The organism is Verrucomicrobiota bacterium, assembly GCA_016871535.1.
In the GTDB taxonomy this organism is placed as follows: Bacteria; Verrucomicrobiota; Verrucomicrobiia; order Limisphaerales; family SIBE01; genus VHCZ01.
Window position 1 is genome coordinate 26,475 of the sequence record VHCZ01000014.1, and the last position, 22,600, is coordinate 49,074.

The 22,600-nt window shown below is 60.7% G+C and carries 16 protein-coding genes and 3 pseudogenes; 7 read left to right on the plus strand and 12 right to left on the minus strand.

Features of this window, described 5'->3' with window-relative positions; translation table 11 throughout:
- Positions 1-247: 247 nt before the first annotated feature.
- The 5 genes from FJ398_03620 to FJ398_03640 all read right to left on the minus strand — a co-directional run bounded on the left by FJ398_03620 (position 248) and on the right by FJ398_03640 (position 7,842).
- The gene (locus FJ398_03620; GenBank protein ID MBM3837046.1) at positions 248-1,219 is read right to left on the minus strand and encodes an SGNH/GDSL hydrolase family protein; all 972 of its coding nucleotides are present in this window, start codon (positions 1,217-1,219) and stop codon (positions 248-250) included.
- A 1,360-nt stretch (positions 1,220-2,579) separates the two neighbouring features.
- Positions 2,580-3,956 (minus strand): sulfatase, encoded by a 1,377-nt coding sequence (locus FJ398_03625; GenBank protein MBM3837047.1) that lies wholly within the window; start codon positions 3,954-3,956, stop codon positions 2,580-2,582.
- Between the two features lie 74 nt (positions 3,957-4,030).
- Entirely contained in the window at positions 4,031-4,942 is a 912-nt protein-coding gene (locus FJ398_03630; GenBank protein MBM3837048.1) for a dihydrodipicolinate synthase family protein, read from the minus strand.
- Positions 4,943-4,984: 42 nt separating this feature from the next.
- Positions 4,985-5,629: a CvpA family protein gene (locus tag FJ398_03635; GenBank protein ID MBM3837049.1), complete on the minus strand. Its 645-nt coding sequence runs from the start codon at positions 5,627-5,629 to the stop codon at positions 4,985-4,987.
- A 272-nt stretch (positions 5,630-5,901) separates the two neighbouring features.
- The gene (locus FJ398_03640; GenBank protein MBM3837050.1) at positions 5,902-7,842 is read right to left on the minus strand and encodes a tetratricopeptide repeat protein; all 1,941 of its coding nucleotides are present in this window, start codon (positions 7,840-7,842) and stop codon (positions 5,902-5,904) included.
- A gap of 487 nt (positions 7,843-8,329) precedes the next feature.
- On the opposite strand from FJ398_03640, the gene FJ398_03645 reads away from it, so the two are divergent.
- The 5 genes and pseudogenes from FJ398_03645 (at position 8,330) to FJ398_03665 (ending at position 15,300) form a co-directional block, all read left to right on the plus strand.
- Positions 8,330-9,331 carry a DUF362 domain-containing protein gene (locus FJ398_03645; protein ID MBM3837051.1) on the plus strand — a complete coding sequence of 334 codons (1,002 nt, stop codon included), beginning with the start codon at positions 8,330-8,332 and terminating at the stop codon, positions 9,329-9,331.
- A gap of 238 nt (positions 9,332-9,569) precedes the next feature.
- A complete protein-coding gene (locus FJ398_03650; GenBank protein MBM3837052.1) occupies positions 9,570-10,430 on the plus strand; it encodes an ABC transporter permease in 861 nt (286 codons plus the stop codon).
- A 114-nt stretch (positions 10,431-10,544) separates the two neighbouring features.
- Positions 10,545-11,345: an ATP-binding cassette domain-containing protein gene (locus tag FJ398_03655; GenBank protein MBM3837053.1), complete on the plus strand. Its 801-nt coding sequence runs from the start codon at positions 10,545-10,547 to the stop codon at positions 11,343-11,345.
- Between the two features lie 413 nt (positions 11,346-11,758).
- Positions 11,759-11,959 (plus strand): annotated as a pseudogene (locus FJ398_03660) (type II secretion system protein).
- An 818-nt stretch (positions 11,960-12,777) separates the two neighbouring features.
- Positions 12,778-15,300: a hypothetical protein gene (locus FJ398_03665; GenBank protein MBM3837054.1), complete on the plus strand. Its 2,523-nt coding sequence runs from the start codon at positions 12,778-12,780 to the stop codon at positions 15,298-15,300.
- Positions 15,301-15,476: 176 nt separating this feature from the next.
- On the opposite strand, the gene FJ398_03670 is transcribed toward FJ398_03665, so the two are convergent.
- The 7 genes and pseudogenes from FJ398_03670 to FJ398_03700 all read right to left on the minus strand — a co-directional run bounded on the left by FJ398_03670 (position 15,477) and on the right by FJ398_03700 (position 21,615).
- Positions 15,477-16,514, minus strand: a complete 1,038-nt coding sequence (locus FJ398_03670) for a hypothetical protein (GenBank protein ID MBM3837055.1) — start codon at positions 16,512-16,514, stop codon at positions 15,477-15,479.
- A gap of 380 nt (positions 16,515-16,894) precedes the next feature.
- On the minus strand, positions 16,895-17,524 hold the full coding sequence (locus tag FJ398_03675) for a uracil phosphoribosyltransferase (protein MBM3837056.1): 630 nt from the start codon (positions 17,522-17,524) through the stop codon (positions 16,895-16,897).
- Positions 17,524-17,943, minus strand: a complete 420-nt coding sequence (locus tag FJ398_03680; protein MBM3837057.1) for a cytidine deaminase — start codon at positions 17,941-17,943, stop codon at positions 17,524-17,526. The genes FJ398_03675 and FJ398_03680 overlap by 1 nt, the downstream gene beginning before the upstream one ends.
- 177 nt (positions 17,944-18,120) lie before the next feature.
- Positions 18,121-19,425 carry a thymidine phosphorylase gene (locus FJ398_03685; protein ID MBM3837058.1) on the minus strand — a complete coding sequence of 435 codons (1,305 nt, stop codon included), beginning with the start codon at positions 19,423-19,425 and terminating at the stop codon, positions 18,121-18,123.
- 464 nt (positions 19,426-19,889) lie between these two features.
- Positions 19,890-19,973, minus strand: a pseudogene (locus tag FJ398_03690) (VOC family protein).
- A gap of 129 nt (positions 19,974-20,102) precedes the next feature.
- Positions 20,103-21,245 (minus strand): MBL fold metallo-hydrolase, encoded by a 1,143-nt coding sequence (locus FJ398_03695; GenBank protein MBM3837059.1) that lies wholly within the window; start codon positions 21,243-21,245, stop codon positions 20,103-20,105.
- 178 nt (positions 21,246-21,423) lie between these two features.
- Positions 21,424-21,615 (minus strand): annotated as a pseudogene (locus FJ398_03700) (hypothetical protein).
- A gap of 134 nt (positions 21,616-21,749) precedes the next feature.
- Here FJ398_03700 and FJ398_03705 point away from each other — a divergent pair.
- Positions 21,750-22,442 (plus strand): FKBP-type peptidyl-prolyl cis-trans isomerase, encoded by a 693-nt coding sequence (locus FJ398_03705; GenBank protein ID MBM3837060.1) that lies wholly within the window; start codon positions 21,750-21,752, stop codon positions 22,440-22,442.
- On the plus strand, positions 22,417-22,600 hold a 184-nt coding region (locus FJ398_03710), incomplete at its 3' end, for a hypothetical protein (protein ID MBM3837061.1). The genes FJ398_03705 and FJ398_03710, both read left to right, overlap by 26 nt.

A 22,600-nucleotide genomic window follows, 5' to 3' on the forward strand; every position in this document is an offset into this window, starting at 1 on the left:
TCTTTCTCAATTTGTGGTCCGCCCTGAATTTGAGGGGAGTTTCATGGGAAGCTGCGACGGTGCCACGCACACGGCCCATGCGCCTTCCCCTCCCAGGAGGGGACTCCGTCCGGTGCCGCAGGCTCAGTTCCCCTCCAAGGAGGGGCGAAGGGGTGGGTCAGTTCGTTCCTGGAAAGCTTGCCGTCTCGCTCTTGCTTCGTTCCTCCTGTTCAGCCAAACACCAGTGTACACACTTTCCTCGCCGCGGTCAGCGATTGTCGGTAAGCGCACGGATCTTCTCCTCGATTTCCTCCACCTCAGATTGTGCCTCAGACAACGGCTTGCCTGACTTCATCCCAGGCCGGAGATGGCCGACGTGCGTGAGCCAGGCGTCCTTGAGCAAGCGTTGCCGTTGCTGAACCAGCTTCAGAATCTCAGCTCCGCGCGGATGCGAACCGAGCAATGCGCCTGGCAGGTCCTCCGCCACGATCTCTGCTGGAGCGCCGAAGTGCCGGAGGATTTCGCGAGCGATCAACCAGTGTCCCTGGCTGTTGATATGGACGCCATCGCCCGCCAGCTTGAAATCTGGCCGAGTCTGGCGCTCGGCCGCGATGAAGCGGTTCATCGGTCCATGAGCATCCACGACTTCCCAACCGTGCGCCCGCTGCGCAAGGAGCCATTCCGAATAGCGATCTAGCACTTCGTTGTAGCCTTCGTACGGAGAGCGGTATTCGGCCAGACCCGCAGGCAGCACTCGGCTCTTCAGCGGCAAGGAATCGAAAGTGGAGGGTGTGACGTGAACAATATAGGCGTCGCCGGCACCGCCACGTTCCCTGAGCATGCGCATCCCATCCTGGAATTTTTTAAAGCGTTCCTCACTAGACGGATGGTAAATGCCATCGTTCATTCCGTAACACGCGACGATCAAATCCGGGCGCGCCTTTTCCAGAACGCGGCCAAACCTTTCGTGCAAGTAAGGGCGCGGGAATGCGCCGTTCGCGTGGCCCGGTTCCGAAAGGCCCGAGACGGTTTCGCTCGGTAACCCGAGATTGATGAACTCAACCTTCGCCTCCGGATAGTGCGTCCGCACGAAAGTCTCCACCCACTCGACGTACTCGCCTCCGTAAGTAATGCTGTCGCCTAGAAAAACCACTCGGCGCGCTTCCAGAAATCGCTTAAGCGCTGGAGATACTTCCGCGGCTGCCTTGACCGGGACCAGACGCACCTGCCGAATATCCATCACCGCGCCGGCTTGTTTCCGCCGCGGCTTTACAGCCAGGTCGTAAGTTCCTGCTTTTGCCAGTTCAACCCGCCCGAGACGCCGAGGCACGAAGTTCTGGAAATGGCCGGTATCTTCCACCACGAAAGCAAAGGATTTGCCCGCGACTTCGACTGCCACGTCGCTCCCGCCATGCCCTTTCCCGCAACCTTGCCAGACTTCGACGTCGAACATGCCCGGCTTCGTCACCGCGAATTCCCACTCCGCCCAGTCCTTCGGGTTCGTCCAATAGCCGAGGCAGTTTTTGTTCGTCGCTGGTTCGTAGCGCATCATGACGCTGTGCGTGATGGCGTCTCGCGCGTGCAGCGAGATCTCGCCGGACGCGTCCTGGAAGATCGGTTTTCCTTCAGGCGCGGGATGAAGCGTCACGGCCTTAAGGTTCATGACCGCAGCGCCGGTCATCTTCCTGCAACTCACGCGCACGATGAATGGTTCGGGCTTCGCGAGGTAAATCGAACCAAGACCAAGCGTTTGATAGCGATACCAACTGCCCGTGGCCGGACGAATCACGGTGAAATTCTGGCCCGCGATTTCAAACAGCAATTCGGTGTCGGCGCCGCCGTCAGCGGAGAACGCAACCTCAAGCGAGTACATTCCCCAGCGCGTCGGCTTGTAATTCCAACTCACCGATTCGCCGGTGTCCGTCCAGAAGCCGATGCGGTGATTCCCAGGGTGGGACTCCAGCCGGGCGCGCGTTCCGTGCACTTTCGCGTCGAGCGCCGAGAAGACGATTCGGCCGTCCGCGAATTGTTGGCTGCCCTCCGCCGTTTCCAGAAGAATGGTCGCTGGCAAAGTCGCAGGTGGTTTCGCGGGAAGCTCCACATGAAGCTGCGAGGCGTCCGCGTTGAAAACCCACTTCAAGGGCACGCGCTGGCGACCGTCAAGCAAACGCGCCGCAGTGATGTTTGGGAAAGCTGTGGGAAGCGAGAGTTTCCCGTCCGCAGGCCACCCGCGGGCTTCGGCCTGAATCTGGCCGGTCGAGTTGGTTGCGAAAACAATCTTGCCCCAGGCAGGATCAGAAACGGCGGCCAGCGAAACCTCGGCTCGCAGAACTGAGAGCAGCAGGAGTATCAGAAGAGAACGAAAAACCGTCACGCGCGTCTCCAACGTAGGGCAGGCATCCTGCCTGCCTCCGGCCGACAATTGACTTGGAACAGGAGCAAACGAAGGGAACAGAGGCCAAAACTTGTGCCCGGTTGATCTCGGTTTCCTCTGTGTGCTCCTGTTCGGACCTGGAAAGACACGGCCTCGCTCCTCGACGGAGGCAGGCTGGAAGCTTGCCCTACTTTGAGTCCAGTGTTCGCTCATGGCCGAGAGTCCTTCAAGGTTTGTAGTGTGGATTTGCCACCGGCATTTGCGCGCCGATTTCTTTGCGCCAGGCGGCGAGTTGATTTTGCAGGCGCTGCGCGACTTCGGGGTGATCGGCAGCCAGTTCTTGCTGCTCGCCTGGATCGCGCTTCAGATTGAAAAGTTCCAGACGGCCATCCTCGAAAAACTCGATCAACTTGAAATCGCCTTGCCGGATCGCTCCATAGGGCGTTGCGCCGCCGGGATGATAATGCGGGTAATGCCAGTAAAGGGCCTCGCGCTCCAGCGCCGCCGCGCCCGACACCAACGGAACGAGGCTGCGGCCATCGGATGGGTGATCGAGCGGCCTCTTCGCGCCTGCGATTTCGAGGAGCGTGGGAAAGAGATCGATGCTCATGACCGGCGCTTCGCAAATCGCGCCGGCCTTTGCGCGGTTCGGCCAGTGGATGAGCAACGGCACGCGGACGCCGCCTTCGTAGGGCGAGCCTTTGCCGGATCGGAGGGGCGCGTTGCTCGTCGGCGCGTTCTTTCCGTCCAAGATCAACCCGCCATTGTCGGAAGTAAAAATGAGAACCGTGCGGTCGCTCAGTTTGAGTTCGTCCAGTTTCGAGCGGATGCGGCCCAGCGCGTCATCGACGCTTTCAAGAAGCGCGGCATAAGTGGCGTTGCGTTGCGGCGCGTCGGGTTTGGCTTTGGCGCGGTATTTCGCGACGACGCCGGGTTTGCCGGCAATGGGCTGGTGAACCGCGTAATGCGGCAGGTAAATGAAAAACGGACGGGCGCGGTTGGCTTCGATGAACCGGCAAGCTTCGGCAGCTTCGCGATCCGTCAGGAATTCGCCCGGCGGTCCGTCGGGCAGCGTCTGAATTTTATACGGCGAAACGTAGCTGGGCGGTTGCCCGCGGTCCGTGCCGCCGATGTTCGCATCGAAACCTTGCTGCTCCGGATAGAATTTGGGTCCGCCAAGATGCCATTTGCCGATGGAGATGGTGGCGTAGCCAGCCGACTTGAGCGCTTTGGCAAGATTCCATTCGTTCGTCGCCAGGTGCTGCGTCCAGTCGGGAACGCGCAGTTTTGCCTCCGGCCGTTTGTGTCCCGGAATCCAGTCCGTAATGTGGAGGCGCGCGGGAGATTTGCCGGTGAGAAGACTCGCGCGCGTCGGTGAGCAAACGGTGCAAGCGGAATATGCCTGCGTGAACCGGACGCCTTCGCGCGCGAGGCGATCAATGTTCGGCGTCTCGTGAAACGTGCTTCCATAGCAGCCAAGGTCGGCCCACCCTAGATCGTCCACCAGAATCAGAATGATATTGGGAGGCCGGTATGCCGCAGCCTGGGCCCGCGCAAGACCCGCCAATTGACAAACGACGGTGAAGAGCAGGACGGCCCGCAGAGTTGATTGCATCCAAAGTTTCTCGGCGGTCTCACCCTGGTCCTTGACCGAATGGCAACCCCAGAACAACGCCTTCATTTGCGCGATGGGATTTTCGGACGCAGCGCGATGCCGTCGCGGATGATCTTCAAAATCTGTTTGCGTTCCTCTCCCGCCAGCGGCAAGCGCGGCGGGCGCACCCACTCGCTTCCCAGGCCGCACTCCTGCACCGCGAGCTTGATGTATTGAACGAACTTCGGATGCGTGTCCAAATGCAGCAGCGGCGTGAACCAGCGATAGATCTCTCGCGCCTTGTCCCATTCGCCGCGGCGGGTCAGTTCCCAAAAATACTGATTCTCGCGAGGGAAGGCGAGTCCCACGCCGGCGACCCACCCGTCGATCCCGATGATGGCGCATTCGAGCGCAAGATCATCGACTCCGGTGAAGAGGGCGTAGCGCTCTCCCACCGTGTTGTGCAGGTCGGTGATCCGGCGCGTGTTGGCCGAGCTTTCCTTGAGCGCGACGAAATTTTTCTGGTCCGCGAGGGTGGCGAACATCTCCGGCGTAATGTCGTTCCCGTAACTGATGGGATTGTTGTAAATCATGATCGGCAGCCCGGTCGCTCTGGCCACGGTGCGGAAATAAACGAGCGTCTCGCGCGGGTCGGGGGATTTATAGACCATCGGCGGCATGAGCATGAAACCGTCGGCGCCGAGCTTCTCGCAATCGCGAACGTGACGGCACGCGCCGGTTGCGCTCGTTTCGGCCACGCCGCTCAGGACCGGCACGCGGCCATCGACGGTTTTTACGGTGGCTTCGACTACGCGCCGCTTTTCATCGGGATCCAGCGACTGATTTTCGCCGAGAGATCCCAGCATAATCACGCCGGTGACGCCGGATTTCAGGAGCACTTCGACGTGGCGGGCGGTGCCGTGGAGATCGAGGGAGCCGTCCTTCTTCATTTGCGTCGTGACGGCGGGGAAGACGCCTTGCCAGTATGGTTTCACGGCGTCGAGTGTAGTCACCTCGAACCGTTTGTCATGGCCGAATCATTTTCCCATCACCTCATCCACCGCCCGTTCGCGGCGGCGGGTGACGCTTTCGCGTTTCACCAGGTATCGATTAGGCGGCGTGGCGGCGATCAATTGCTCGTTCAAATACTTTTTGACGGCGCGGCCAACGGCGGATTTCTCGAAGACCGATTGCTGGAGCAAGCCGAGGGTCGGAAAGGTGATGCTGCCGAAATTCTCGCGCTGCATTTTGGCTTCGGCAGCCAATTGGTCCGGGCTGATGTATCGCGCGTGGAGCATCGCGAAAGCCACCATCACGATGCAGCCAAACCGGGCGGCGCCCGCCGCCATGCCCAGGTAGAATTCGAGACGGCCAAAGATGTCGCTGGCCACCAGTTTCTCGCCGACGATTCGTTTGAGCCAACTGAAGAAAAGGACGTGGCCCAGCAGGATGCCCAGATAGACAATGAGGTAGGCCGGCAACAGGCTCAGGTTCGTGTACTCGGCGAGGAATTTGCCAAACGGCTCGTAATACAGCGCGCCCACCGCCACGATCGCCAGCCACTGGAAAACCGGCAGGAGTTCCTCTGACATCCCCTTCTTCCGGCCGATCAACGCCCCGACCAGCAGGGCGGCAACTACGACCAGATCAACCCAGTTGAATGGCACGTTTGGCAGATTCATCGTTCACGCGAGGGCCGGCCGGGCCTGGCAGAACCGCAACCGAATTCGTCAAAACGTTAGAAAGTTAAATCGCTAAATCGCTTAATGGGCCGAAAAATTTGATCGCCGCTTACAAGCAATTTCGACCGCAAGATAGAGTGCCACGATCCGGCAGAGTCGCAATCATTGTCGTTAGAGCGTTAAATCTTCGATTGCGCCAAGCGAATTGCCTGGACGAAAAGTTTGCGCAGTCCACGCGACTGCCTTAGAGCAGGCGACGTGCCGTGGCAGCATCAAGGATGAGCGGCGAGCCAGTAGCGGATCGCGGCCGCTTCGGGATGCGCCGGATTGAGCCGCAGCACACGCCGATAATGTTCGCGCGCGGAATCGATCTGAGCCAGCCGTTCGGCCTGGACTTTCGCCAGCGCGAAGTGAGCCCGGTCATTGTCTGAGTGGTCCGTGAGCACCTTTTCGAGCTCATTTGCGGCATCAAGATAGAATCCGGCGCGCTCCAAGGCCAACGCGAAGTTGTAACGCGCGTCCGCGGAGCCGGCATCGAGCGCCAGGGCATACTCGCAAGCCAGAAGCGATTGTCCCAAATCCTTCACATCGAAGGCCGCCAGCCCCAGATTGAAGTGAGCATCGAAGTAACTTGGGTCGAATTTGATCGCTGCCCGGTAGGCCTCGATGGCTGACGTCAACCTCCGCTCCCGGTGCGCTCTCAAACCTTGCGCGAAAAATGGTTCCGCCTGTGCGCGATCTCCCGCTGCAGGTCTCGCCGGGGACCGATACGGGTAGCGCGGCACCGGCGGCGGTTGCGGGCGCGGGTTCACGGCCGGCGCGGGCGGGGGCGCGTAACGGACGGGCCGATTCTCGGTCTCGCGAGTTGCGCGCTCCTGCGCTGCCGGCTCGCGCTCGGCGGCTGTCGCCGCAGCGCTTTTTCTTCCGAACCAGCCGCGCGGGTCCAGTTTGTCGAGCACTCGGCGAGCGGCGCTCTTGGGTTTTTCCCGGAGCGCGACGGACCGGATTAAAGGCGCGGAAGGCGATTCTTCTGGCACAGTTTGCGGCGTTGCGGCCAACAGCGTATTGGTTGCGGGCGGCGTCGGCGGCGGTTCCGGGGTGACATCTTGGGGCAACTTCGGGGCAAAATCGTTGCTCAGCGTGACGACTTCGATTCTCGGAAGCGGTTCTTCCCTGAGCTCGCCGGAGGGCGGAGCGATGGGCGTGGAGGACGCGATCGGCGGAGTGCCCGGCTTTGCGTCTGTGGCCGGCCGTTCCAGCGATGCGTTTGATTTTGGAGGAGAAGTTTTCGATTGCGGCAGCGCTGAAGCCACCAGAGTCGGCGGCGGACTTGTGGTGGCACGCGGCGGCGCCGGAGCATTGCTCAAAGCAACTTTCGCCTGGGCGAGATTCGTCAGCGCGGGAGGAGGGTTCGTGTGAACCAGCCGCGGTGGAGGATTCAGTTCGGCTTCGATCTGCCGGATGATCTCTTCGACGGCCAAAGAATCGGGCGGGCGAGGTTTGAGTTCCACGTATTCGCGATACTTGCGCAAGGCGAGCAAGCGATTCTGCGGGTGATAAGTGACGGCGAGGTTCAAGAGCGCCGGCGCGTAGTTGGGTTGTTTTTCGAGGGCCGTGTTGAAGAAGGTGAGCGCTTCGCGCAGGCGTTTCCGTTGAATTTGAATCAGTCCCAGTCCGTTCAGCGCTTCCGGCAAGGCCGGGTTCAACTGCAGCGCGGTCTGATAAGATTTCTCCGCCGCATCGAACTGCCGCGTGCGGAGATACGCTGAAGCCAGTTTCAACCAGGCAGGGGCGGTTTTGGGTTCGAGCACGGTGTACGCGCTCAGTTCCGCGATGGCGGCGGGAAAATTGTTCAGATCGAAGTGAAGGCAGCCCAGATTGAAGCGCGTGACGGCCAGGTTCGGATTGAGCCGCAGCGCTTGCTGATAAGCCTGGACGGCCTCATTGGGCTGGCCGGCTTGATGATAAGCCAAACCGAGATGATTCCAGGCGCGCGGTTGCGCGGACTCCGCGAGGAGTTCGGTCGCGATCTTGAGCTGTTCAATCGCGGGAGCGAATTTGCCCTGGCGCAACAAGCGGTCGCCTTCCAGGAACGCACGGGTGCCGGGCGGGCTGCACCCGATGACGAGACTGATCGCGCCCATCGCCACGCAGCACAGCACTGCGACCGAGCCCCAATTTTTTGTGGCGAGCATCATCCACGGTGGTAGCATTCGCCGCTCGGCGCGTCAAGAAACGCGCTGTTCCATGGCAGCAAGCAACATCATGAGACGGACCGCGGCATTCAGGCTGCTTGAACAAACTCCCGGGCGTGCACTGGTGGTAAGGACGCGTTCCACCGCGTCCCTGAAATTGTCTTTTCGATGGCTCAGTAAAGTCAGGGACGGAGTGGAATCCGTCCCTACCTTAAGAACCTGTCTGAAAATTATGAGGGGCGCTGCGGCAAGGGATTTTGGCCGTGGCCAAGGCGGCGAGGTCCGAGCATCCCCGCCACGGGCTGTGAGGACCGAGCCAACGAAGGCCACGGCCAAAAGACCTGCCGCCCGGAGGGTTTTCGCGCAAAGGGCCTTCTGGCTTCGTTGCTCCTCAGTCGAAGATCCACCAGGGATATTCTCCTTCGTTGCGCCTGATACGGCCCTTTGCGCGAAAACAGCGCCCCTCAGAATTTTCAGACAGGCTCTAAGGTTCTACATCGGAACGATGCTGGCCTGGACGCTGGCCGCCGCCGAACCTCCGGCTTTTCCCGGCCCTGGCCAGGCGAAACGCGCGCGCGTGGTGGTCGTGGAAGACCCGCAAGCAATGATCGCCTTTGACCCGCAACCGGAGCGGATCGAGGACATGGTCCGCCGCGGACTGACCGCAATAACCGGACGGAGGAATGTGGCCGCCGCGTGGCAAAGCCTGATGTCCACTCAGGAAGTCGTCGGCATCAAAGTGCATTCGGGGTTGGGAAAGACCAGCGGCACGCGCCCAGCCGTGGTCGGCGCCGTCATCGAAGGCTTGCTCGAAGCCGGATTCGCTCCCAAACAAATCGTCATTTGGGACAAACACCTGATTGATCTGCGGTCGGCCGGTTTTTGTGACCTGGCCAACCGGTACGGCGTGCAGGCCGCCGGCAGCGCCGAGGCCGGCTACGACGAGAACGCTTTCTACGACGCGTCCTTGATCGGCAGGCTGGTCTGGGGCGACTTCGAATTCGGCAAAAAGGGCGAAGGGATCGGGCGCAAATCTTTTGTCTCGAAGCTGCTCACCCAACGGATCACCAAAATCATCAATGTGACTCCGCTGCTGAACCACAACTTGACCGGCGTTTCCGGAAATCTGTTCGGGTTGGCGTTCGGAAGCGTCGATAACACGATTCGGTTCGAGTCCGGCCTGCAGCATCTGGGGGAAGCGATCCCGGAGATCTTCGCGCTGCCGCAACTGGGAGATCGCGTGGTCCTGAACATCGTCGATGCGTTGATGTGCCAGTATCAGGGAGAAGAGAAGATGCACCTGCACTATTCCACCATGCTGCGGCAATTGCGGTTCAGCACGGACCCGGTCGCCCTGGACGTGTTGTCGATCGACGAATTGAACCGGCAGCGGGAACTGAGCAAGATCCCTCCCGTCACGTCGAACTTCCAAATCTACACCAACGCCTCGCTGCTCGAACTGGGCGTGAGTGATCTGAAACGCATTGATTTGATCCGCGTGCCGTGAAGGGGACTTGACCGCAAGACTCGCTAACCAAGAAATTGTCCCTCTGTTCCATCCGCGGCGAGAGGCTTGGGAGTCACACTTCGCACTGGCAGGTTTCTAAACATGTAACCCATTAAACCGTTTTAACGATTTAACGTTGTAACGCTTGAACGACTCCGATTGGGGCTGCGCCGCACTGCAAATCCTGCCACTTGTTGTTCCGTTTGACCCTCCGGCAACCGCGACTTAATTTGCCGCCGTGCACGACGCTCCGACTCCGACCGCTGGCCTGGATTCAAGCGGTGACACGCTCCAGGTCCGTTGGGCGCGGCGTTACCTCAATTGGATTGGCTGGAGAATCCTGCGGCTGCTTCACACTGTCCAGGGACTAGGCGCGTTCGGGTTGATCACCCTGGGGGTCATCGTGACGAAATTCAAAACGGCGTCGCACGTCATCCACCCTCTGATCCGCGCTCAGATTCATCGCGCCGGAGTGAGACTGTTGCCCATCGTTTCCTTCGTGGCCCTGGCGTTGGGGCTCGTTGTCATCGGCCAGACGGTCGCGCTATTGAGCCGCGTCGGCGCGACGACCTACGCGGGCGCGATCATGGTGACGGTGGTCGTCCGCGAATTGGGGCCGCTGATCACGGCGCTTCTTGTGCTCGCGCGCATCGGCACAGCCATCGTGATCGAGTTGGGGACGGCGCGGGCGCTGGGGGAAGTGGAAGCGCTCGAAGCGCTCGGCATCGATCCGATTCATTACCTCGTCATGCCGCGCGTGGTGGGGCTGGCGCTGGGGATTTTCTCGCTCACGGTCTATTTGATTTTGATGGCGCTGGGAGGCGGTTACCTGTTCGCGTTTTTGCAGGACGTTCCGCTGATGCCGGGCGATTACTTCAGCCAGCTTGCGACGGCGTTGCGCTGGGAAGATTTCGTCTTGCTTGCGCTTAAGACTTGCGCGTTCGGAACCATCATCGCGGTCGTGACATGCTTTCACGGGCTGGCGCGGCCGTTGCGCATCCAGGAAGTGGCCGAAGCAACTACGCGCGCGGTGGTCGAGAGCCTGGTCGCGTGCACGTTGCTCGACGCGTTGTTCATCATCATATATTTGCTGATGTGAGAGCGCATTTTGAAAATGTCTCTAGGCTGGAACAGGCCACTGGTTCGGCGGCAGGTTGCCGCCGCAAACGGGCTGGTAGCCCGTTCCACCCATCTGAACTTTGAACCTTAAACTTTGAACTCCGAACCGGTCCCCACCGCCGCTGCTCTGGAAATGCTGGATGTGTGCGTCGCCGCTTCGCACGCGCCCGAATCCGCGGTGATCGAAGGCATCGATTGGACGGTTGGCATCGGCGATTTTTGGATCGTGGGCGGCTCTTCGGGTTCGGGCAAAAGCGATTTGCTGGCGACGGCAGCGGGGCTGCTGCGGCCCGTTCGCGGGGTGCACCGGCTCTTCGGACAAGAACTGATGCGGCTGGATGAAGAGAGCTTCCTTCGCCAACGGCGCCGGGCCGGACTCGTGTTCGGAAACGAGGGCCGGTTGTTCAACCAGATGACCGTCGGCGAGAATCTCGCGCTGCCGCTCTGCTATCACGGGAACTGCGACGCGCCAGAGGTCCGCGAACGGGTCGATGAAATTCTCGAACACACGGGGCTATCCGCGCTGGCCAACCGAACACCCGCCAGCGTGAATCGGAGTCTTCGCTCCCGGGTCGCCCTGGCGCGCGCGCTGGCCTTGCAGCCGGAATTGCTGCTGCTGGACAATCCCGTCCGGGACTCCGACCCGGCGCAGCGGCGTTGGTGGATCGATTTCCTGTCCAGTCTGTGCGCGGGGCACGCCGTCTTGAGCCGGCGCCGCACAGCGATCGTCGTGGCCACGGATGATTTCCGCCCGTGGCTTGGGTCCGGGCAACAGTTCGCGTTGATTGCCGGGAAAGGCTGGCGAAGGATTGGCACGCGCTCCGAACTCGCCGCGTGTGAGGAGCCGCAGTTGCGAGAATTGCTGCACGAGGAAATCCCAGGGAAGCGCGGCTGACGCCGCAACCAAATCGTTACACCGTTACTGATCAGACCGTGGGATTGACGACAGATCGACAGCAGAACCGTAGCGCAGATTTTCAATCTGCTGTATCGCCGATTTCCAATCGGCAGGGCGCCGGCAAGTCCCAGCGGGCTCGGACTGGGAGACGCCCCGCAGAATACAATTCTGCGATACGGCAGAGTGCAACTCTGCGCTGCGAGCTTTGTCCTCCATCCCGCGGACCAAGCAGTATCTCACGGCCTCTTAGCCGATTACTGGGTACTGATTACTTTGGTTGCGGCGAAACCACGCTGGGTTCATCCGTGTTCATTTTTGGCCCGGTGCCTTCTCAACTTACCAGCGCTTTGTTACGAGATTGACGGTGACGAAACGGATCGGACCTGCCTAACATGGCCGGCATTGAAGCGATGCGTTCACCCGGTTCATGTCCCCACTTGTTCGGCCGACGCGGAGCCGCGTTCACTTTGATCGAATTGCTTGTCGTGATCGCCATCATCGCGATCCTGGCCGGGATGCTTCTCCCCGCGCTGTCCCGCGCCAAAGACAAAGCCAAAACGATCCAGTGCCTCTCCACGCTGCGCCAGTGGGGTCTGGGGCTTCAGGTGTTTGCCACCGACAACGAAGATCAGATGCCCCGCGACGGCACGGATAACGGCGGGCAGTACGGCGTGGACACAGGGAGCACAACGGGACCGGGCAGCCCCAACGATCCTTTCGCGTGGTTCAACACGCTGCCGCCGAACCTCAGCGACCAGCCGCTCTCCAATTACTGGAACGGCGTCACCAGCGACTTCAAGACGCGCCTGCCCTTCCCCGGCGGGAACGGGAAAGGATGGCACTGCGCAGCGGCCAGAGCGGCGGGTGACGACCGTTTCAAGAGCGGCGGTTCGTTCGGCTTCTTCAGTTACGTGATGAACCTGGATTTGAAGCTCCTGTCCACGATCCGCAACAACGTCCAGGGAAACAGCTACGAATATCCCGGCATGCCCAAGCTGAGCACCGTGCAAAGTCCGTCCGCCGTGGTGCTCCTGGTGGACACCGCATTCAGCCCGACGCTGGAAACGTACACGAGCAGTCCGGATCGGAACGGCATTTTCCCGGCTGCCCGAAGCGAGCGGTTTGCGCAACGCCACAACGGATCGGGCGCGAATCTTGTTTTCGTGGACGGCCACGCCGCGTTTTTCAAACGCCGTTACATCACGAACGGCGCGCCGTCATCGCGGGAAGAAAAATTCAACCCGGATGTCATCTGGAATCCGCGGCGCGATGTGCCGTAAGCGTCGGCTGCGGTAGGACGAGTCCGACGCCCGGCGAGCCGTGTCCGACGTGCTGAAAACACGTTGGAGTCGGCTCGCTGGGGACAGGCTCGCCCTACCGAACTCAAACTGAGAATTGCTGTGAAACGGGTTAGATTGCCAGACCTTGCATGAAAACTATTTCATTCATGATTCGGATTCTCTTCGTTCTCGCCGGAGCGGCGATGCCGTCCGCGCTGGCGCAACCCGTCGTGCCCATTGCCCAAGTCCGCGCTCCCGTGGACAAGGTCAACTACGTTCCCTCCGACACGACGACTTTGTTCACCGCGGAAGGTGTCGTCACGACCCATGTGAATCTGACCTCGGGCACGAACGTGCTGTTCCACATTCAGGACAGCACGGCGGGCATTGCTGTTTTCTGGCGCGGCGGCACGACGAAGTTTGTGCCCAAAGCCGGCGATCAAGTTCGAGTCACCGCTTCCCTGACTCATTTCAATGGCCTGCTGGAAATGGCGCCAACCACGGCCACCACGACCCATAGCGTCACGCTGATTTCCAGCGCCAATCCGTTGCCCTCGCCGACTCCCTTGGAATTTCGCTGGCAAACCGATCCGGCGCTCATTGAGCCCCACGAGGGTAAGCTCATGGTCGTGTCCAACGTGGTCGTGGACGCGGCCGGCGGATCGTTCACATCCGGAAGCAATGTCACCATGACAAACGCCACGGGCGAAACTTTTGTCCTGCGCATTGATGCCCGCACCGACATCGGGGGGAAGCCCAAGCCCAGCGGACCGGTCACGGTCACCGGCGTGCTCATCCAATTCGACAGCTCCGATCCGCGCACGACCGGATACCAATTGCTGCCGACGCGCTACGCCGATATCGTCGCCCAATCGAGCCAGCCTCCTCCGTCGCCGGTCCAGATCGTGTCCACCAACATCGCGCATCTCCGAACGCTGGTGGACCCGGTCAATCACCTCCCCTCCGACACAACCACTCTTTATTCCGTCGAAGGCATCGTGACCACCCACGCCAATTTGACCGGCGTTCCCAGCGCGCTCTTCTACGTGCAGGACGCGACCGCGGGGATCGCCGTGTTTTGGCGCAACGGCGCAGACGTGTTCGTGCCCGCGGCCGGGGATCGCGTGCGCGTCGTCGGTCCGTTGGGACATTTCAACGGCCTGCTGGAATTCCTGCCCGTAGCCGGAACGACGAACCATTCGGTGACGCTGATGAGCAAGAATAATCCTTTGCCCGCGCCGCTCCCGCTGGAGTTCGCCTGGCAAAACGACCCGGCCCAGATCGAAAAACACGAAGGCAGCTACGTCGTCGCGTCCAACGTCGTGTTGAACGTCGCCGAGCCGACTCTGCCACGCACGGGCACAATCGAGATGGCCGATGCCCAGGGCCAAACGCTGGCGCTGTTCATCAATGCGCAAACGGACATCGGCGGCCAGGCGAAACCCGTCACCCCCGTCACCGTCCTGGGCGTGCTCGGCCAGTTCGACACCAGCGATCCGCGCACTTCAGCTTACCAGCTCATTCCGACGCGGTTTGCCGATATCCTGACCCCGAACAAAGCGCCGACCGTTCGCTTCACCAACGTGCTGGAAAGCCTGGTGCGCCCAGGCGACCTCCCGACGAACACGTTCGAGGAAGTTTCTTTGAGGCTCGGCGAAAAAGTGACGATCACCGCGCAGATCACGGACGCCAGCGGCAAAACGATTTCTCTCAAACCCAGCGCGAGTGGCTTGCCGGTCTCCTGGCAAACCAGCGCGTCGAGCGGCAACCCGCTCACCGCGACGTTGACGTTCCAGGCTGGGGCCGCCGAAGCCGGAAAACTTTTCACGCCTGCCTTGGAAGCCGTGAACGACCTGGCCACGAACACCACGAGTTGGAAAATCTACGTGCCCACCGTAGCCGAACAACAAGTCATTCTCAGCGAATTTCTGGCCAACCCGGCCACCACCAACACGGCGCCCCATTTCAATCCGTTGAAACGCGCCGAGCCGGCGCCGAATCCCAGTTACCAGGACGAATACGTGGAACTGGCGAACCTGGGAAGCGCCGACGTGAATCTGCTGCGCTGGTCCATCTCCGATTCGTCGGCGCTGCGGCACCGGTTCTTCGAAACGTTCCTCCTGCAATCTTCCAACGCCGTCGTGGTTTACGGCGGGCCCTTGAACGGCTTCGCGCCTGCCCTGAGCGTCCCTTCAGTCCCGGCCAGTGAGGACGTTTTCGGCTTTGGCCTCAACAATTCCGGCGGCGACTCGATCATGATTCGCAACGCGGACGGCAACCTCCTCAGCCGCGTCATCTATTCCGCGCTGCCCACTGATGGCTCGATGACGCGCTATCCGAACTTGAACGGAGATTTTGTTTCGCAACTTAGCGTTTCGACAAATCGCGTGTCGCCGGGCACGCAATGGAATGGACGGCTTTTCAGCGAGTCCGCGCCCACCACGCCGCCGGCGACGATTTCCATCACCGCGTTGTTGAGCGCCGCGTCTGGTTTGAAGCTCAGTTGGAAGGCTGAACCCGGCCGGACTTACTCCGTGTGGCGTTCCGATCAAGTCACCGGCCCCTACGCGTCAGTCGCCGGCAACCTGAGCTTTGCGGGCAGCGAGGGCCAATACACCGAAGCCGACGTCCGCTTGTCCTCGACCCGTTTTTACCGGATTCGCTCCCCGTAGCAGTGTTCCCAACCGTAAGGGGAGCGCACGCGCCCCGCGTGCAGCAGTTGGCGCCCTCGCCGACCGCACTTTTCCCTTGGAAAGCGCATCGTTTGATCAGACGGGTTTCTTGACGAGCCGACCGGCGAGGCGCCGGCCGGAACACGCGAGGGCGCGTGTGCTCCCCACGCATTTGCTCAGTTGCTCTTGCCCTGCTTCCGCCGCTGCAAATGTTCCCGCAGATAAGTGTCCGGACCCGCTTGTTTCCAGGCGGAATACCACAGGTCGCCGAGCATCTGCCCGGCTTTGATCACCTGACCGCGCAGGAACTCGCGGCCTTCCAGGCCGGCCTTTCCTTCGCCGCTCAGTTTGCCTTCCTTCTCCAATTGATACAGCGGCTCCACCAGGCGATGCTGCCCCTGAATGAAACGAATCACGTCGGGGAAAATGTCTTCGGGCTTCGCGGCGGCGGCGTCGGCGCCCAGGAGTTGTGCCGGACGCAATCGGCCTTGAAATTCCGAAGCGCGGTCCAGCCCGGCCTTCTGAAAAAAACCGCCGTCAATCCAGGAATGGAATGTGCGATTCGTGGTGTAACCCTGCGGGTTGCGGCCCACCCAGCCGTTGAAATGTTTGGTCGTGTGCAACGGTTGCGCCGCGTCGCCGACGAAATGGCCCATGACACCCATAAGATAAAGGACATTCTGCCGGGCGTTCTCGATTTCTTCCGGCGTGCCCAACTCTTCGTAAACCCGCAAGTAGGAGAACGCTGATTTGAGCTTGCTGTAGGACTCCGTGATCGTCCACGGGAGAAAACCGATCAGCGCGCGCGTGCGCGCCGGATCTTTGCTCGGATCGATCGTGGGAAATTTCCGGGCATTGGCAGCCCGGCCCGCCGCGAGTTGTTCGGTGAATTCGTAGCGGAAATGGCTGAGGGTTGAAGCCGTCAAGCCGTAGTCCGCCAGTTCTTCGATGTCGAGGTAATGATCCGGGGAACTGGCGTGGCGGAAAGGCAGGTCCTGGCTGTTGCGCCAGCGGTCCGGCTCGCCGCTCAAGAACAGGATTCGTTCCCTGGCGCCGGGCGAATGCACGAATTGGGGGAAATCTCTGGGCAAGCTCAGCAGCGCCAGTTCATTGACCAACCGATGCCCTTCATAGTCCCAGGCCAACGCGGCGACAGGGACAATCAATACCAGCAAGAGCCGGCCATGGTTCTTGGAAAGCTCCCTTGGTTTCAAACCCACGCACTCGGCCCATGAACCGATCGCCGGTAGGGCGAGTCCGTCCCGGCGGGCCGCTCCACGTGCTTGACACACGTCCGACTCGGCTCGCTGGGGACAAGCTCGTCCTACCGGCAGATTCTTGGGAAGCCTCCACGCTTTCCGAATCGCGCGTTGTAACCATGAGCCAGGTAAGGACGCGTTCCACTGCGTCCCCAATCTCTTTGCCGACTGTAGGATGGAAGTCAGGGACGGAGTGGTCCGCGTTTCGCTAAGCGAACTTCCCTTCTGGGGAAGCTGATGGCGAGGCTTGGGAAGCGCATCCGTCCCGACCCGGTTAATGAGAAAGCATCTTCGCATCATACTGGCCGCGCTCATTTGAATTTGATTCATCACCTTCACATTGTCCCGAACTGCCGATCCCCCGCGTCGCCCAGCCCCGGCACGATGTAGTTTCTGGCGTCCAGGTGACTGTCGAGTGCGGCCAGGTGGATAGGCACGTCGGGATGGACGCCCTGCAACCGGGCGACGCCTTCCGGCGCTGCGATCAGGGCCATGAACTTGATCCGGCTCACGCCCACGCGCTTCAAAATTGAGATCGCCTCCGTCGCGGAACCGCCGGTGGCCAGCATGGGATCGACGACAATTGCCAGGTCGATATGCGCCGGGGACGGCAGCTTGTTGTAGTAGATCACGGGCTGGCAGGTGTCATGGTCGCGGTAAAGTCCGAGGTGCCAGACACAGGCATTGGGGACCATATCCAGCAACGCCTCGGCCATGCCCAGGCCGGCGCGAAGAATAGGAATCAATCCAATCGTGCCGGAAATCTGGTGAGCCGTGCATTCCGCGAGCGGCGTTCGCACGGTCAACGGCGCCAGCTTCAAGTCCTGAGTCGCCTCGTAAAACAGGAGGCGAGAAATCTCGCGCACCAAAGCGCGGAAGGAGTTGGGATCGGTCCCCTGGTCCCGCAGCAACGCCAGCTTGTGCAGCAAGAGCGGGTGGCGGCTGATATGAACGTTTGGGTCCATCACACAGCTCCGGGTCCGGCGGCTCCGATCGAATCCGCGTCGAAGGGATGCGGGAACAAATCCTTCAGCCAATGCCGCGCGGTCTGGGCCTGGAGATTGCCCAGGATGACTTCCAAGTTGCCGCAAAATTCCCACAGCAATTGCCGGCACGCTCCGCACGGCGGCGTGGGTTGCTCGGTGTCGGCCACGATCCCGATGCGGACGAAATGCCGGTGGCCTTCCGAAATGGCTTTGAGCAAGGCCACGCGCTCCGCGCACACCGTCAAACCGTAAGTTGTGTTCTCCACATTGCAGCCGGTGATGATCTGGCAATCGGCAGTTTCCAGCGCGGCGCCGACCTGAAACATAGAAAACGGCGCGTGCGCCTTCAAGCGCGCTGCGCGCGCCGCATCGAGCAACCTGGCGAACGTGTCGTTCATCGATCCTCAATCCAGACTGGCGAGGGGGAGCGCGCGCGCCTCGCGTGCCGTGATTGGCGCCCCCGCCGACCACACTCTTCGATCCGCAAAAGCAATCGTTTGGTGAGACAGTCTTTCCGATGTTCCGACCGGCGAGGGCGCCGGTCGGAACACGCGAGGGCGCGTGTGCTCCCCAGCTTAAACGACCGTCTCGAGAATGAGCGCCTTTCGCGGCGGCGCTTCCTCTTCGATCCGGCAGGCATTACGAAGGAGGGCCAGGGCGGCGTCAAGCCGCGAGGCGTCGCGATAGTGCAATTCCAGAATCGGCTCATCGGTCTTTACGCGGTCCCCTGGTTTTCGCAGCACGATGGCCCCCACAGCCGGATCAATGGCATCTTCCGCGCGTTCTCGTCCGGCGCCGAGAGTCATCGCGGCCCGCCCGACCCGCTCAGCGTCCAGCTCGTGCACGAACCCGGTGCGATCAGCCTTGAGGTGCGCTCGAAACGGGGCAATCGGCAAGCGAGCGGAATCGTCAGCAATCCGGCCATCACCACCTTGCTGTTCGATCATCTGGCGGAACTTTTCCAAAGCACGTCCTGACACCAGAGCGTCCCGGATCATCCTCTCTGCCACCTTGTCGCTGGCGGCGGCTCCGCTCTGGCGAAGCATTCGCGCCGCCAGCGAAATCGAGAGCGCTTCCAAATCCGCCGAGCCTCTCCCTTTCAGAGTTTCTAACACCTCGATCACTTCCAGCGAATTCCCGACGGCCCGGCCCAGTGGCGCGTCCATGGAAGTCAGAAGCGCTTCGGTCTTCACGCCGTTAGCGTGGCCGATGGCGACCAGGGACTCGGCCAACTCGCGTGCCTCGCTCCGATTTTTCATGAACGCTCCGAGGCCGCATTTCACGTCCAGGACGAGGGCACTGATCCCTTCCGCGATTTTCTTGCTCATGATGGAAGCGGAGATGAGCGGGATACTGTCCACGGTCGCGGTCACGTCACGCAGGGCATAAAGCTTCTTGTCGGCCGGCGCGATTTCGGCCGTTTGACCGATCATGGCGCAGCCAACTTTGGCCAGTGCCTGGCGAAACTCCGGCAGAGATAACCCGACGCGAAAGCCAGGGATCGCCTCCAATTTGTCGAGCGTGCCCCCGGTATGGCCGAGGCCGCGTCCGGAAATCATGGGAACAAGCACGCCGCACGCGGCCACAAGAGGAACGATGACCAACGAAGTCTTGTCGCCCACCCCGCCCGTGCTGTGTTTGTCCGCTTTCGCCCCGGGCAATTCCGGCCAATCCAGCCGCACCCCGGAGCGAACCATGGCGCCGGTCAACCAGGCCGTCTCCTCCGGCGTCATCCCGCGCCAGCGGATCGCCATGAGCATGGCCGAAAGCTGGTAGTCGGGCCACGCGCCGGACGTCGCGCCGGAAACAAAGGCGTCGATTTCCTGCGCGTCCAACGCCAGTCCGTCGCGCTTCTTGCGAATGAGATCAACAGCTCGCATGGCATCGAAAGTAGGGCAGGCATCCTGCCTGCCTATTCGTTTCCAGCATTACTGCTTGGTCCGCGGGATGGACGACAAAGCTCGTATCGCAGAGTTGCACTCTGCCGTATCGCAGATTTGTATTCTGCGGGCGTCTCCCAGTCCGAGCACGCTGGGACTTGCCGGCGCCCTGCCGATTGGAAATCGGCGATACCGCAGATTGAAAATCTGTTGCGCTACACGTCACTGATAAACTTGTGGATGCGCTGCCCGCGCTCCTTTCGCGAGTTGTATCAGTGATCGCGTCCACGTAGCGCAGAGTTGCACTCTGCCGTATCGCAGATTTGGAATCTGCGGCACGGCGGCCAATCCGGTGCGGCCGGGCGAGTTTGTCCCGCCGCCGACTACAAGTCGGCGATACGGCAGATTGAAAATCTGCGCTACGGTTCTCCGGTCGATCTGTCGTCAATCCCACGGTCTGCACAGTAACCCAGAGGCGCAAGGGCTGCGTCGTAAAAGGCGGCCGAGCGTATGAGGTCAACTACAGCGAAGAAGAGATGGTGCAGCATGGACATGAAATCTCGTTCGCCTCCGTGCCTCCGCATGTGGCTCGTGGTCGATGTTCCATCGCCGGCGCATCCGTTCGCTGGGCTAATCTGACGCTTGAGGGAGGCAGGCTGGAAGCCTGCCCTACTTTGTCAGTTTGCGTCGGGGCGGTTCGTGCGGGGGCCAGTGCGCAGCGGGGGAGGCGTGGTGTCGCGCGCCACGTCGTAGCCGTGATCGTGCGCGTGCTCCCGATGCTGCTCCAGCCGGGCGGCGGCGGGTTGAAACGGCTTCCCGCCCATTTCCACGTACACCTTCTCCACCTGCGCCGTGAAAAAGCTCCCGACGTATCGGGCGATCTGCTTGTTCTGCTGAAGCGCCGCTTTGATCTTGTCCACCGCCGCTTTCACTTCTTCGGGTTTCTTTTTCGCGTATCTCTTGACCTCCTTGCGCAGCTCGGTGAAGAACGCGATTTGATCGTCGAGGACATTCGCGCCGCCCATCGGGCCGTGTCCCGGACACACGATGTTCGCGCCGAGTTTCTTCGCGGCTTCCAGGGTCTTGATCCATTGGCCGGAATCCCCGTCGCCCATGTAGTTGAACGGCCCGTTCACGCACGCGTCGCCGGTGAACAGAATCTTCTCTTTGGGAAGCCACGCGAAGCCGTCGCCGTGCGTGTGCGCGACGCCGAAGTGCACGAGTTCCACGCGGTGTTTGCCGTCGTCGAAGATCATGTCCTTGCGAAAGAGCAGCGTCGGAGGTTTCAGTTTCGACGCGGCCACGTCCTTGCGGTCCCTGGCGGCCTCCTCCCACCGCCCCGGCTTGTTGCCGTAATAACCCGTCTCATACTTTTTCATTTCCTCGACGACGCCGGTGTGCGCGACCGGCGTGGCGCCGTTCTCGACCCAGACCTGGTTTCCGTAAGCGTGATCGCCGTGGTGATGCGTATCGAACGCGAAACGGATCGGCTTGCTGGTCATCGCGCGGATTTTGGGAATGATCTCCTGCGCGCCCGAAGGAAAATTCCCGTCAATCACCAGGACATAATCCTCGAAAATGATCCAGCCATTGTTGCAGTGCCCTTTAGCGAGCAGATCGCCTTCGTGGAAATAAACGTCCGGAGCCACGGTTTCGACCTTGTTGATCTCGGCGCGAGATTGAAAAGGAATCGCGGCCAGAACGCCGGCGAAGACGAATGGGAACAGTTGTTGGGGAGCTTTCATGCGCGGGATCATCTGGAAGTTTTTTGCCAGGGTCAAACCAGAAAGGGTCTGAGAGCCTGTCTGAGGTTCCGCCATCTTCCATCCACCCGTTTGATCCCCACAAATTCAGAGCGGCCACGAATCTCGCCTCTCGGATCAATGCAGTTGGTTCGAATGTGCATGGCGTTGGTAGGGACGGATTCCACTCCGTCCCTGACGAATTCTTGTGGTGTTCCTTGAACGGAGAGATGGACGACGGAAATCCAGGAGCCTCGCTGGCGCAACCGAAAGTCTTGTAGGTGTCGAGCAGATGGCGGCGCTCCCATGCGCGCGGGTCGTTGGCTTTGATGCGGGAGGGGTCAACCTTTTTGAGATAGTCCTTCGGCGTGGCGGTGAGACCAAGCTTGTAGCCGATGAAATACTCGAACACCGCGCGGCTGTGGCCGCCAATCGAGCGGTGAGCTTCGCTTCCCGCCGCAGTCCAAAGTTCGAGCGGAGCTTGACGCGGGAGGAATTCCCGCTAGTCTGCGCGCCGCATTAAACCGATTCCTCTGCGGCGAAAACAGCCTTCGTCCTCACGAATCAATTCCAAAGGAACCAATGAAATCAGCGGTTATGACGGCCGCGTGCGCCTTGGTATGCAGCCTGGGTTTCGCCGCGGAAGAGAAAGGGGGGTTGAAAGACCAGAAAGACAAGGCCAGTTACTGCATCGGAATCAACATCGGCAACAGCCTGAAACAACAATCCCTCGACCTCAACCCGGAGAAGGTCGCGGCGGGAATTCGCGACGTGCTCTCCAACACGAAGCCGTTGCTCACGGAGCAGGAAATCCAGGCTACGCTCATGGAATTTCAGAAACAGGTGCTCGGCCAGCGGGCGGAGAAAGCCAAGAAAAACAAATCCGATGGAGAAGCTTTTCTGGCCGAAAACAAAAAGAAGAAAGGCGTCGAAACCTTGCCCAGCGGCTTGCAGTACTCCGTGATCACGTCTGGCAAAGGCCAAAAGCCGAAAGCCGCCGACACCGTCACCACGCACTATCGCGGCACTCTGATCGACGGCACGGAGTTCGACAGTTCCTACAAAAGCGGCGAGCCGGTGAGTTTCCCCGTTAAAGGCGTGATTCCGGGCTGGACCGAAGCGCTGCAGCTCATGCCCGTGGGATCAAAGTGGAAGTTGTTCATCCCGTCCGATCTGGCTTACGGCGAGAGCGGTCAAGGCCCGATTCCTCCCCATTCCGCGCTGATCTTCGAGATCGAATTGATCGGGATTGGCGGGGAAAGCCCCAAGCCATGAGAAAACAAGATCGAGCATCCCTTCCCAGTTAAGAGCGTGTCCGAAAATTCCGCGGGGTCCTGTTTTCGCGCCAAAGGCCGGATGGCGAGGCGCGACGAAGGAGAATATCCTCCCTGGATCTTCGACTGAGGAGCAACGAAGCCAGAAAGCGAAATCGC

Excerpts from the sequence above, each read along its gene's own strand:
- FJ398_03620 (MBM3837046.1), bottom strand. The coding sequence starts at position 1,219 with ATGGATATTCGGCAGGTGCGTCTGGTCCCGGTCAAGGCAGCCGCGGAA.
- FJ398_03635 (MBM3837049.1), bottom strand. The coding sequence starts at position 5,629 with ATGAATCTGCCAAACGTGCCATTCAACTGGGTTGATCTGGTCGTAGTT.
- FJ398_03640 (MBM3837050.1), bottom strand. The coding sequence starts at position 7,842 with ATGCTACCACCGTGGATGATGCTCGCCACAAAAAATTGGGGCTCGGTC.
- FJ398_03645 (MBM3837051.1), top strand. The coding sequence starts at position 8,330 with ATGCTGGCCTGGACGCTGGCCGCCGCCGAACCTCCGGCTTTTCCCGGC.
- FJ398_03665 (MBM3837054.1), top strand. The coding sequence starts at position 12,778 with ATGAAAACTATTTCATTCATGATTCGGATTCTCTTCGTTCTCGCCGGA.
- FJ398_03675 (MBM3837056.1), bottom strand. The coding sequence starts at position 17,524 with ATGGACCCAAACGTTCATATCAGCCGCCACCCGCTCTTGCTGCACAAG.
- FJ398_03680 (MBM3837057.1), bottom strand. The coding sequence starts at position 17,943 with ATGAACGACACGTTCGCCAGGTTGCTCGATGCGGCGCGCGCAGCGCGC.
- FJ398_03685 (MBM3837058.1), bottom strand. The coding sequence starts at position 19,425 with ATGCGAGCTGTTGATCTCATTCGCAAGAAGCGCGACGGACTGGCGTTG.
- FJ398_03695 (MBM3837059.1), bottom strand. The coding sequence starts at position 21,245 with ATGGCGGAACCTCAGACAGGCTCTCAGACCCTTTCTGGTTTGACCCTG.
- FJ398_03705 (MBM3837060.1), top strand. The coding sequence starts at position 21,750 with ATGAAATCAGCGGTTATGACGGCCGCGTGCGCCTTGGTATGCAGCCTG.